The 12,740-nt window shown below is 51.9% G+C and carries 9 protein-coding genes; all 9 read left to right on the top strand.

Annotated elements, in window-relative coordinates; all coding sequences use genetic code 11:
* Positions 1-203 (top strand): EF-Tu C-terminal domain-related protein (locus BZK40_RS23140; protein WP_458773792.1); only part of this gene is annotated, 203 nt, incomplete at its 5' end.
* Between the two features lie 230 nt (positions 204-433).
* Complete coding sequence (gene secE / locus BZK40_RS23135; RefSeq protein ID WP_003033128.1) at positions 434-817, top strand: preprotein translocase subunit SecE; 384 nt, start codon at positions 434-436, stop codon at positions 815-817.
* Between the two features lies 1 nt (position 818).
* A complete protein-coding gene (gene nusG / locus BZK40_RS23130; protein WP_003033125.1) occupies positions 819-1,364 on the top strand; it encodes a transcription termination/antitermination protein NusG in 546 nt (181 codons plus the stop codon).
* Between the two features lie 154 nt (positions 1,365-1,518).
* On the top strand, positions 1,519-1,947 hold the full coding sequence (rplK, locus tag BZK40_RS23125) for a 50S ribosomal protein L11 (RefSeq protein ID WP_003033122.1): 429 nt from the start codon (positions 1,519-1,521) through the stop codon (positions 1,945-1,947).
* 3 nt (positions 1,948-1,950) lie between these two features.
* Positions 1,951-2,658: a 50S ribosomal protein L1 gene (gene rplA, locus BZK40_RS23120; RefSeq protein ID WP_003033119.1), complete on the top strand. Its 708-nt coding sequence runs from the start codon at positions 1,951-1,953 to the stop codon at positions 2,656-2,658.
* 418 nt (positions 2,659-3,076) lie between these two features.
* Positions 3,077-3,574 carry a 50S ribosomal protein L10 gene (rplJ, locus tag BZK40_RS23110; RefSeq protein ID WP_001207203.1) on the top strand — a complete coding sequence of 166 codons (498 nt, stop codon included), beginning with the start codon at positions 3,077-3,079 and terminating at the stop codon, positions 3,572-3,574.
* Between the two features lie 66 nt (positions 3,575-3,640).
* A complete protein-coding gene (gene rplL, locus BZK40_RS23105) occupies positions 3,641-4,006 on the top strand; it encodes a 50S ribosomal protein L7/L12 (protein ID WP_003033114.1) in 366 nt (121 codons plus the stop codon).
* Between the two features lie 320 nt (positions 4,007-4,326).
* Positions 4,327-8,355, top strand: coding sequence for a DNA-directed RNA polymerase subunit beta (gene rpoB, locus BZK40_RS23100; protein ID WP_003033111.1), 4,029 nt, complete (start codon positions 4,327-4,329; stop codon positions 8,353-8,355).
* A gap of 76 nt (positions 8,356-8,431) precedes the next feature.
* On the top strand, positions 8,432-12,655 hold the full coding sequence (gene rpoC / locus BZK40_RS23095; protein ID WP_003826919.1) for a DNA-directed RNA polymerase subunit beta': 4,224 nt from the start codon (positions 8,432-8,434) through the stop codon (positions 12,653-12,655).
* Positions 12,656-12,740 lie beyond the last annotated feature (85 nt).

The following is a 12,740-nucleotide window of genomic DNA, read 5'->3' as shown; positions in this document are numbered from 1 at the left end:
GTCCGCAGTTCTACTTCCGTACTACTGACGTGACTGGTACCATCGAACTGCCGGAAGGCGTAGAGATGGTAATGCCGGGCGACAACATCAAAATGGTTGTTACCCTGATCCACCCAATCGCGATGGATGACGGTCTGCGTTTCGCAATCCGTGAAGGCGGCCGTACTGTTGGTGCGGGCGTTGTTGCCAAAGTAATGAGCTAATTGCCGAATAACATTTGACGCAATGCGCAATAAAAGGGCATCATTTGATGCCCTTTTTGCACGCTTTCACACCAGAACCTGGCTCATCAGTGATTTTTTTTGTCATAATCATTGCTGAGACAGGCTCTGAAGAGGGCGTTTAGTCCGAAACGCACCAGAGCATTTCGGTTTGGATCGCCTCGCTTACGCGGGGTGAAAATGTTTGTAGAATACTTCTGACAGGTTGGTTTATGAGTGCGAATACCGAAGCTCAAGGAAGCGGGCGCGGCCTGGAAGCGATGAAGTGGGTTGTTGTCGCTGTATTGCTGCTTGTAGCTATCGTTGGCAACTACCTCTATCGTGACATGATGCTGCCGCTGCGTGCGCTGGCCGTAGTGATTCTGATTGCCGCAGCGGGTGGTGTCGCGCTGTTGACAACAAAAGGTAAAGCGACCGTTGCTTTTGCCCGTGAAGCGAGAACCGAAGTCCGTAAGGTCATTTGGCCAACTCGCCAGGAAACATTGCACACCACATTAATTGTGGCTGCGGTTACCGCAGTAATGTCACTGATCCTGTGGGGACTGGATGGTATTCTGGTTCGCCTGGTATCCTTTATCACTGGCCTGAGGTTCTAAGATGTCTGAAGCCCCTAAAAAGCGCTGGTACGTCGTTCAGGCGTTTTCCGGTTTTGAAGGCCGCGTAGCCACGTCGCTGCGCGAATATATCAAGTTACAAAATATGGAAGAACTGTTTGGCGAAGTCATGGTGCCGACCGAAGAAGTGGTCGAAATCCGTGGTGGCCAGCGTCGCAAGAGCGAACGTAAATTCTTCCCGGGCTATGTACTGGTCCAGATGGTGATGAATGACGCAAGCTGGCACCTGGTACGCAGCGTGCCGCGTGTGATGGGCTTTATCGGCGGTACATCTGACCGTCCGGCGCCGATCAGCGACAAAGAAGTTGATGCGATCATGAACCGTCTGCAGCAGGTTGGCGATAAACCGCGTCCGAAAACGATGTTTGAGCCAGGTGAAATGGTTCGCGTTAGTGACGGTCCGTTTGCTGACTTTAACGGCGTGGTTGAAGAAGTGGACTACGAGAAGTCCCGCCTGAAAGTCTCTGTTTCTATCTTCGGTCGTGCGACTCCGGTAGAACTGGACTTTGCCCAGGTAGAAAAAGCCTAAACAGCGATCAAAAAAGCGGCGATTTAATCGTTGCACAAGGCGCGAGATTGGAATACAATTTCGCGCCTTTTGTTTTTATGGGCCCTGTCCGTAAAACGAATTTAATCACGGGGAGCCTCCTTGAGGCGCTATAACCCAACTAGAGGAATTTAGAATGGCTAAGAAAGTCCAGGCCTACGTCAAGCTGCAAGTTGCAGCTGGTATGGCTAACCCGAGTCCGCCGGTAGGTCCAGCACTGGGTCAACAAGGCGTGAACATCATGGAATTCTGCAAAGCGTTCAACGCAAAAACTGATTCCATGGAAAAAGGTCTGCCGATCCCGGTTGTTATCACCGTTTACGCTGACCGTTCTTTCACTTTCGTTACCAAAACGCCTCCGGCAGCAGTTCTGCTGAAGAAAGCGGCTGGTATCAAGTCTGGTTCCGGCAAGCCGAACAAAGACAAAGTGGGTAAAATTTCCCGCGCTCAGCTGCAGGAAATCGCGCAGACCAAAGCTGCCGACATGACTGGTTCCGACATTGAAGCGATGACTCGCTCCATTGAAGGTACTGCACGTTCCATGGGCCTGGTAGTGGAGGACTAAGAAATGGCTAAACTGACCAAGCGTATGCGCGTGATCCGTGACAAAGTTGATGCAACTAAACAGTATGACATCAACGAAGCTATCGCTCTGCTGAAAGAGCTGGCCACTGCTAAATTCGTAGAAAGCGTAGACGTTGCCGTTAACCTCGGCATCGACGCTCGTAAATCTGACCAGAACGTACGTGGTGCAACTGTACTGCCGCACGGTACTGGCCGTTCCGTTCGCGTAGCCGTATTTGCCCAGGGCGCAAACGCTGAAGCTGCTAAAGCTGCAGGCGCTGAGCTGGTAGGTATGGAAGATCTGGCTGACCAGATCAAGAAAGGCGAAATGAACTTTGACGTTGTTATTGCTTCCCCGGATGCAATGCGCGTTGTTGGCCAGCTGGGTCAGGTTCTGGGCCCGCGTGGCCTGATGCCAAACCCGAAAGTTGGTACTGTAACCCCTAACGTTGCTGAAGCGGTTAAGAACGCTAAAGCAGGTCAGGTTCGTTACCGTAACGACAAAAACGGCATCATCCACACCACCATCGGTAAAGTGGATTTTGACGCTGACAAACTGAAAGAAAACCTGGAATCTCTGCTGGTTGCGCTGAAAAAAGCGAAACCGACTCAGGCTAAAGGCGTGTACATCAAGAAAGTTAGCATCTCCACCACCATGGGTGCTGGTGTTGCCGTTGATCAGTCCGGTCTGACTGCGACTGTGGCGAACTAATATTCGCCTTTACGTGGGCGGTGATTTTGTCTACAATCTTACCCCCACGTTTCTGTTTAAATAAACAGAACTCTATGCGAGTCATTTGAATTGTAGCAAGGCAGCAATTGAGTGAATCGCCGGGAGTGTAGTTAACTACATGACCGGTGTGAACGAGAGCAGCTAACGCGGTTACAGTTCAAAGGGCGAAGTCATAGACAAGATTTGTTCGTTGGAGCCTGGCCTATCCAGGCCTCCGTCGAAGACCGCAGGTGTTTCGTAAGAAACTTAATGCCCTGCGTAGACGGTGACAGAACGCTAAGATTATTTCTGATACTCTGGCTTGTTTCTGCTCACCGTATTTAGACGCTCTTTCCGTTGGGGAGAGTGAAGTGAGTTCCGGAACATGAGTTCCGGCAAACATCCAGGAGCAAAGCTAATGGCTTTAAATCTTCAAGACAAACAAGCGATTGTTGCTGAAGTCAGCGAAGTAGCCAAAGGCGCGCTGTCTGCAGTAGTTGCGGATTCCCGTGGCGTAACTGTAGATAAAATGACTGAACTGCGTAAAGCAGGTCGTGAAGCTGGCGTATACATGCGTGTTGTTCGTAACACCCTGCTGCGCCGCGTCGTTGAAGGTACTCAGTTCGAGTGCCTGAAAGACACGTTTGTTGGTCCGACCCTGATTGCATACTCTATGGAACACCCGGGCGCTGCTGCTCGTCTGTTCAAAGAGTTCGCGAAAGCGAATGCAAAATTTGAGGTCAAAGCCGCAGCCTTTGAAGGTGAATTGATCCCGGCATCGCAAATCGATCGCCTGGCAACTCTGCCGACCTACGAAGAAGCAATTGCACGCCTGATGGCAACCATGAAAGAAGCTTCGGCTGGCAAACTGGTTCGTACTCTGGCTGCTGTACGCGATGCGAAAGAAGCTGCTTAATCGCAGTTATCTTTCTCAAGCATCTGCTTACGTATAAACTTATTCTGATTTTCAGGAACAATTTAAATGTCTATCACTAAAGATCAAATCATTGAAGCAGTATCCGCTATGTCCGTAATGGACGTTGTAGAACTGATCTCTGCAATGGAAGAAAAATTCGGTGTTTCCGCTGCTGCTGCTGTAGCTGTAGCTGCTGGCCCGGCTGAAGCTGCTGAAGAAAAAACTGAATTCGACGTAATTCTGAAAGCTGCTGGCGCCAACAAAGTTGCTGTAATCAAAGCAGTACGTGGCGCAACTGGCCTGGGTCTGAAAGAAGCTAAAGACCTGGTAGAATCTGCTCCGGCTGCCCTGAAAGAAGGCATCAGCAAAGACGACGCAGAAGCACTGAAAAAATCTCTGGAAGAAGCTGGCGCTGAAGTTGAAGTTAAATAAGCCAACTTTTCTGGTTGCAGCCTAAGAAATTAGGCTGATGGCTGGTGACTTTTTAGTCACCAGCCTTTTTGCGCTGTAAGGCGCCAGTAGCATTTCACACTGTTTGACTACTGCTGTGCCTTTCAATGCTTGTTTCTATCGACGTCTTAATATACTGCGACAGAGCATCAGTTCTGTGTAAATCGCAATGAAATGGTTTAAGCGTGATAGCAACAGGCATTGCGGAAAGTATTCGATTTTCCGGTCAACAAAATAGTGTTGCACAAACTGTCCCTTCGTCGGACAGATGGGTCGACTTGTCAGCGAGCTGAGGAACCCTAATGGTTTACTCCTATACCGAGAAAAAACGTATTCGTAAGGATTTTGGTAAACGTCCACAAGTGTTGGACATACCTTATCTCCTTTCTATCCAGCTTGACTCGTTTCAGAAGTTCATCGAGCAAGATCCTGAAGGGCAGTATGGTCTGGAAGCAGCTTTCCGTTCCGTTTTCCCGATTCAGAGCTACAGCGGTAATTCCGAGCTGCAATACGTCAGCTACCGCCTTGGCGAACCGGTGTTTGACGTTCAGGAATGTCAGATCCGTGGCGTGACCTATTCCGCACCGCTGCGCGTAAAACTGCGTCTGGTGATCTACGAGCGCGAAGCGCCGGAAGGCACCGTAAAAGACATTAAAGAACAAGAAGTCTACATGGGCGAAATTCCGCTCATGACTGACAACGGTACCTTTGTAATCAATGGTACTGAGCGTGTTATCGTTTCTCAGCTGCACCGTAGTCCTGGCGTCTTCTTTGACTCCGACAAAGGTAAAACCCACTCTTCGGGTAAAGTGCTGTATAACGCGCGCATCATCCCTTACCGTGGTTCCTGGCTGGACTTCGAATTCGATCCGAAGGACAACCTGTTCGTACGTATTGACCGTCGCCGTAAACTGCCTGCGACCATTATTCTGCGTGCACTGAACTACACCACTGAGCAGATCCTTGACCTGTTCTTTGAAAAAGTTGTTTTCGAAATTCGCGACAACAAGCTGCAGATGGAACTGGTGCCGGAACGCCTGCGTGGTGAAACCGCCTCCTTTGACATTGAAGCTAACGGCAAAGTCTACGTCGAAAAAGGCCGTCGCATCACTGCGCGCCACATTCGCCAACTGGAAAAAGACGATATCAAACATATCGAAGTTCCGGTTGAATACATTGCTGGTAAAGTTGCGGCTAAAGACTACGTTGACGAATCTACTGGCGAGCTGATCTGCGCAGCTAACATGGAGCTGAGCCTGGATCTGCTGGCTAAGCTGAGCCAATCTGGTCACAAGCGTATCGAAACGCTGTTCACTAACGATCTGGATCACGGTCCGTACATTTCTGAAACTGTACGTGTTGACCCAACCAACGATCGTCTGAGCGCACTGGTAGAAATCTACCGCATGATGCGTCCTGGTGAGCCGCCGACTCGTGAAGCTGCTGAAAGCCTGTTCGAGAACCTGTTCTTCTCCGAAGACCGCTATGACCTGTCTGCGGTTGGTCGTATGAAGTTCAACCGTTCTCTGCTGCGCGACGAAATCGAAGGTTCCGGTATCCTGAGCAAAGACGACATCATCGAAGTGATGAAGAAGCTCATCGATATCCGTAACGGTAAAGGCGAAGTCGATGATATCGACCACCTCGGCAACCGTCGTATCCGTTCCGTAGGCGAAATGGCGGAAAACCAGTTCCGCGTTGGCCTGGTACGTGTTGAGCGTGCGGTGAAAGAGCGTCTGTCTCTGGGCGATCTGGATACTCTGATGCCTCAGGATATGATCAACGCCAAGCCGATTTCTGCAGCAGTGAAAGAGTTCTTTGGTTCCAGCCAGCTGTCTCAGTTTATGGACCAGAACAACCCGCTGTCTGAGATTACGCACAAACGTCGTATCTCCGCACTCGGCCCAGGCGGTCTGACCCGTGAACGCGCAGGCTTCGAAGTTCGAGACGTACACCCGACTCACTACGGTCGCGTATGTCCAATCGAAACGCCTGAAGGTCCGAACATCGGTCTGATCAACTCCCTGTCCGTGTATGCACAGACTAACGAATACGGCTTCCTCGAGACTCCGTACCGTAAAGTGACCGACGGTGTTGTAACTGACGAAATTCATTACCTGTCTGCTATCGAAGAAGGCAACTACGTTATCGCTCAGGCGAACTCCAACCTGGATGACGAAGGCCACTTTGTAGAAGATCTGGTTACCTGCCGTAGCAAAGGCGAATCCAGCTTGTTCAGCCGCGACCAGGTTGACTACATGGACGTATCCACCCAGCAGGTGGTATCCGTCGGTGCGTCCCTGATCCCGTTCCTGGAACACGATGACGCCAACCGTGCATTGATGGGTGCGAACATGCAACGTCAGGCGGTTCCGACTCTGCGCGCTGATAAGCCGCTGGTTGGTACCGGTATGGAACGTGCTGTTGCCGTTGACTCCGGTGTTACTGCAGTTGCTAAACGTGGCGGTACTGTTCAGTACGTGGATGCTTCCCGTATCGTTATCAAAGTTAACGAAGACGAGATGTACCCGGGCGAAGCAGGTATCGACATTTATAACCTGACCAAATACACCCGTTCTAACCAGAACACCTGCATCAACCAGATGCCTTGCGTATCTCTGGGCGAGCCGGTTGAACGTGGTGATGTGTTGGCAGACGGTCCGTCCACCGACCTCGGTGAACTGGCGCTGGGTCAGAACATGCGCGTGGCATTCATGCCATGGAATGGTTACAACTTCGAAGACTCCATCCTCGTATCCGAGCGTGTTGTCCAGGAAGACCGTTTCACCACCATCCATATTCAGGAACTGGCATGTGTGTCCCGTGACACCAAGCTGGGGCCAGAAGAGATCACCGCTGACATCCCGAACGTGGGTGAAGCTGCGCTCTCCAAACTGGATGAATCCGGTATCGTTTATATCGGTGCGGAAGTGACCGGTGGCGACATTCTGGTTGGTAAGGTAACGCCGAAAGGTGAAACCCAGCTGACGCCAGAAGAGAAGCTGCTGCGTGCGATCTTCGGTGAGAAAGCGTCTGACGTTAAAGACTCTTCTCTGCGCGTGCCAAACGGTGTTTCCGGTACGATTATCGACGTTCAGGTCTTTACTCGCGATGGCGTAGAAAAAGACAAACGTGCGCTGGAAATCGAAGAGATGCAGCTGAAGCAGGCGAAAAAAGACCTGTCTGAAGAGCTGCAGATCCTCGAAGCTGGCCTGTTCAGCCGTATCTACGCTGTGCTGGTTTCCGGTGGTGTTGAAGCTGAGAAGCTCGACAAACTGCCGCGCGACCGCTGGTTAGAACTCGGCCTGACCGACGAAGAGAAACAGAATCAGCTGGAACAACTGGCTGAGCAGTACGACGAACTGAAACACGAATTCGAGAAAAAACTCGAAGCGAAACGTCGTAAAATCACTCAGGGCGACGATCTGGCACCGGGCGTGCTGAAGATTGTTAAGGTGTATCTGGCGGTTAAACGTCGGATCCAGCCTGGTGATAAGATGGCAGGTCGTCACGGTAACAAGGGTGTAATCTCTAAGATCAACCCGATCGAAGATATGCCACACGATGCTAACGGTACGCCGGTAGATATCGTACTGAACCCGCTGGGCGTACCATCGCGTATGAACATCGGTCAGATCCTTGAAACCCACCTGGGTATGGCTGCAAAAGGTATCGGCGATAAGATCAACGCCATGCTGAAACAGCAGCAAGAAGTCGCGAAACTGCGCGAATTCATCCAGCGTGCTTACGATCTGGGTTCAGATGTTCGTCAGAAAGTTGACCTGAATACCTTCAGCGATGAAGAAGTTCTGCGTCTGGCTGAAAACCTGAAAAAAGGTATGCCGATCGCAACGCCGGTTTTCGACGGTGCGAAAGAGTCTGAAATCAAGGAACTGTTACAGCTGGGTGGCCTGCCGACTTCCGGTCAGATCACACTGTTCGACGGTCGTACCGGTGAGCAATTCGAGCGCCAGGTTACCGTTGGCTACATGTACATGCTGAAACTGAACCACCTGGTTGATGACAAGATGCATGCGCGTTCTACCGGTTCTTACAGCCTGGTTACTCAGCAGCCGCTGGGTGGTAAGGCGCAGTTCGGTGGTCAGCGCTTCGGGGAGATGGAAGTGTGGGCGCTGGAAGCATATGGCGCAGCATACACCCTGCAGGAAATGCTCACCGTTAAGTCTGATGACGTGAACGGTCGTACTAAGATGTATAAAAACATCGTGGACGGCAACCATCAGATGGAACCAGGCATGCCGGAATCCTTCAACGTACTGTTGAAAGAGATTCGTTCGCTGGGTATCAACATCGAGCTGGAAGACGAGTAACTCTCGATCAAACAGGTCACTGGTGCTGGCGTAACAGCCAGCGCCAGATTGTGCTAACTCCGACGGGAGCAAATCCGTGAAAGATTTATTAAAGTTTCTGAAAGCGCAGACTAAAACCGAAGAGTTTGATGCGATCAAAATTGCTCTGGCCTCGCCAGACATGATCCGTTCATGGTCTTTCGGTGAAGTTAAGAAGCCGGAAACCATTAACTACCGTACGTTCAAACCTGAACGTGACGGCCTTTTCTGCGCCCGTATCTTTGGGCCGGTAAAAGACTATGAGTGCCTGTGCGGTAAGTACAAGCGCCTGAAACACCGTGGTGTGATCTGTGAGAAGTGCGGCGTTGAAGTGACCCAGACCAAAGTACGCCGTGAGCGTATGGGCCACATCGAGCTGGCGTCTCCGACCGCTCACATCTGGTTCCTGAAATCTCTGCCGTCCCGTATCGGTTTGCTGCTCGATATGCCGCTGCGCGATATCGAACGTGTACTGTACTTCGAATCCTATGTTGTTATCGAAGGCGGTATGACTAACCTGGAACGTCAACAGATTCTGACTGAAGAGCAGTATCTGGACGCGCTGGAAGAGTTCGGTGACGAATTCGACGCGAAGATGGGTGCGGAAGCTATTCAGGCCCTGCTGAAGAGCATGGATCTGGAGCAAGAGTGTGAAACTCTGCGCGAAGAGCTGAACGAAACCAACTCCGAAACCAAGCGTAAGAAGCTGACCAAGCGTATCAAACTGCTGGAAGCTTTCGTACAGTCTGGCAACAAGCCAGAGTGGATGATCCTGACCGTTCTGCCGGTTCTGCCGCCAGATCTGCGTCCGCTGGTTCCGCTGGATGGTGGTCGTTTCGCAACATCGGATCTGAACGATCTGTATCGTCGCGTTATCAACCGTAACAACCGTCTGAAGCGTCTGCTGGATCTGGCTGCGCCGGACATCATCGTACGCAACGAAAAACGTATGCTGCAGGAAGCGGTTGACGCCCTGCTGGATAACGGTCGTCGCGGTCGTGCGATCACCGGTTCTAACAAACGTCCTCTGAAATCTTTGGCCGACATGATCAAAGGTAAGCAGGGTCGTTTCCGTCAGAACCTGCTCGGTAAGCGTGTTGACTACTCCGGTCGTTCTGTAATCACCGTAGGTCCATACCTGCGTCTGCATCAGTGCGGTCTGCCGAAGAAAATGGCACTGGAACTGTTCAAACCGTTCATCTACGGCAAGCTGGAACTGCGTGGCCTGGCCACCACCATCAAAGCCGCTAAGAAAATGGTTGAGCGTGAAGAAGCTGTCGTTTGGGATATCCTGGACGAAGTTATCCGCGAACACCCGGTACTGCTGAACCGTGCACCAACACTGCACCGTCTGGGTATCCAGGCATTTGAACCGGTACTGATCGAAGGTAAAGCTATCCAGCTGCACCCGCTGGTTTGTGCGGCATATAACGCCGACTTCGATGGTGACCAGATGGCTGTTCACGTACCGCTGACGCTGGAAGCCCAGCTCGAAGCGCGTGCGCTGATGATGTCTACCAACAACATCCTGTCTCCGGCGAACGGCGAACCTATCATCGTTCCGTCTCAGGACGTTGTATTGGGTCTGTACTACATGACCCGTGACTGTGTTAACGCCAAAGGCGAAGGCATGGTGCTGACTGGCCCGAAAGAAGCTGAGCGTATCTATCGCGCAGGTCTGGCCTCTCTGCATGCGCGCGTTAAAGTGCGTATCACCGAATATGAAAAAGATGAAAACGGCGAATTCGTTGCGAAAACCAGCCTGAAAGACACGACCGTTGGCCGTGCCATTCTGTGGATGATCGTACCGAAAGGTCTGCCTTTCTCCATCGTCAATCAGGCGCTGGGCAAGAAAGCTATCTCCAAAATGCTGAACACCTGTTACCGCATTCTGGGCCTGAAGCCGACCGTTATCTTCGCTGACCAGACAATGTACACCGGCTTTGCATATGCAGCGCGTTCAGGTGCATCTGTTGGTATTGATGACATGGTCATCCCAGAGAAGAAACACGAGATCATCTCTGAAGCGGAAGCTGAAGTTGCTGAGATCCAGGAGCAGTTCCAGTCTGGTCTGGTAACCGCAGGCGAACGCTATAACAAAGTTATCGATATCTGGGCTGCGGCGAACGATCGTGTATCCAAAGCGATGATGGATAACCTGCAAACCGAAACCGTTATTAACCGTGACGGCGTAGAAGAGCAGCAGGTTTCCTTCAACAGCATCTACATGATGGCCGACTCCGGTGCGCGTGGTTCTGCAGCACAGATTCGTCAGCTGGCCGGTATGCGTGGTCTGATGGCGAAGCCAGATGGCTCCATCATCGAAACGCCAATCACCGCGAACTTCCGTGAAGGTCTGAACGTACTCCAGTACTTCATCTCTACTCACGGTGCTCGTAAAGGTCTGGCGGATACCGCACTGAAAACAGCGAACTCCGGTTATCTGACTCGTCGTCTGGTTGACGTCGCGCAGGACCTGGTTGTTACTGAAGACGATTGCGGCACTCTGGAAGGCATCACCATGACCCCGGTTATCGAGGGTGGTGATGTTAAAGAGCCGCTGCGCGATCGCGTTCTGGGTCGTGTAACTGCTGAAGACGTTCTGAAGCCGGGTACGGCGGATATTCTGGTTCCACGCAACACGCTGCTGCACGAACAGTGGTGTGATCTGCTGGAAGAGAACTCCGTTGACTCCGTTAAAGTCCGTTCCGTTGTATCTTGTGACACTGACTTTGGTGTATGTGCGCACTGCTATGGTCGTGACCTGGCGCGTGGCCACATCATCAACAAAGGTGAAGCAATCGGCGTTATCGCGGCACAGTCCATCGGTGAACCGGGTACACAGCTGACGATGCGTACGTTCCACATCGGTGGTGCGGCATCTCGTGCGGCTGCTGAATCCAGCATCCAGGTGAAAAACAAAGGTAGCATCCGTCTGAGCAACGCGAAGTCGGTTGTGAACTCCAGCGGTAAACTGGTTATCACCTCACGTAACACCGAACTGAAACTGATCGACGAATTCGGCCGTACCAAAGAAAGCTATAAAGTGCCTTACGGCTCCGTTATGGCGAAAGGTGATGGCGAACAGGTTGCTGGCGGCGAAACCGTAGCAAACTGGGATCCGCACACCATGCCGGTTATCACCGAAGTGAGTGGTTTCGTCCGCTTCACTGACATGATCGACGGCCAGACCATTACTCGTCAGACCGACGAGCTGACCGGTCTGTCTTCTCTGGTGGTTCTGGATTCTGCAGAGCGTACTGCGGGTGGTAAAGACCTGCGTCCGGCACTGAAAATTGTTGATGCTCAGGGCAACGACGTTCTGATCCCAGGCACCGATATGCCTGCTCAGTACTTCCTGCCGGGTAAAGCGATTGTTCAGCTGGAAGATGGCGTACAGATCAGCTCTGGTGACACCCTGGCGCGTGTTCCGCAGGAATCCGGCGGTACCAAGGATATCACCGGTGGTCTGCCGCGCGTTGCGGACCTGTTCGAAGCACGTCGTCCGAAAGAGCCGGCAATCCTGGCTGAAATCAGCGGCATCATTTCCTTCGGTAAAGAAACCAAAGGTAAACGTCGTCTGGTTATCACCCCGGTAGACGGTAGCGAACCGTACGAAGAGATGATTCCGAAATGGCGTCAGCTCAACGTGTTCGAAGGTGAACGTGTAGAACGTGGTGACGTGGTTTCCGACGGTCCGGAAGCGCCGCACGATATCCTGCGTCTGCGTGGTGTGCATGCTGTAACTCGTTACATTGTTAACGAAGTTCAGGACGTATACCGTCTGCAGGGTGTTAAGATTAACGATAAACACATCGAAGTTATCGTTCGTCAGATGCTGCGTAAAGCCACCATCGAAAGCGCTGGTAGCTCCGACTTCCTGGAAGGCGAGCAGGTTGAATACTCCCGCGTCAAGATCGCAAACCGCGAGCTGGAAGCGAACGGCAAAGTGGGTGCAACGTTCTCCCGCGATCTGCTGGGTATCACCAAAGCGTCTCTGGCAACCGAGTCCTTCATCTCTGCAGCATCGTTCCAGGAAACCACGCGTGTCCTGACCGAAGCAGCTGTTGCAGGTAAACGTGATGAACTGCGCGGTCTGAAAGAGAACGTCATCGTGGGTCGTCTGATCCCGGCAGGTACTGGTTATGCGTACCACCAGGATCGTATGCGCCGTCGCGCAGCGGGCGAACTGCCAGCTGCACCGCAGGTAACTGCTGAAGATGCGTCTGCCAGCCTGGCAGAACTGCTGAACGCAGGCCTGGGCGGTTCTGACAACGATTAATCGTTGCCGACCATAATAAAAAACCCGCTTCGGCGGGTTTTTTTATGTCTATGTTATTTCTGATGGCGTTTATCAGGTCTACGAA

The organism is Citrobacter portucalensis, assembly GCF_002042885.1.
GTDB classification, from domain to species: domain Bacteria; phylum Pseudomonadota; class Gammaproteobacteria; order Enterobacterales; family Enterobacteriaceae; genus Citrobacter; species Citrobacter portucalensis.
This window is presented reverse-complemented; position numbering and strand designations above follow the sequence as displayed.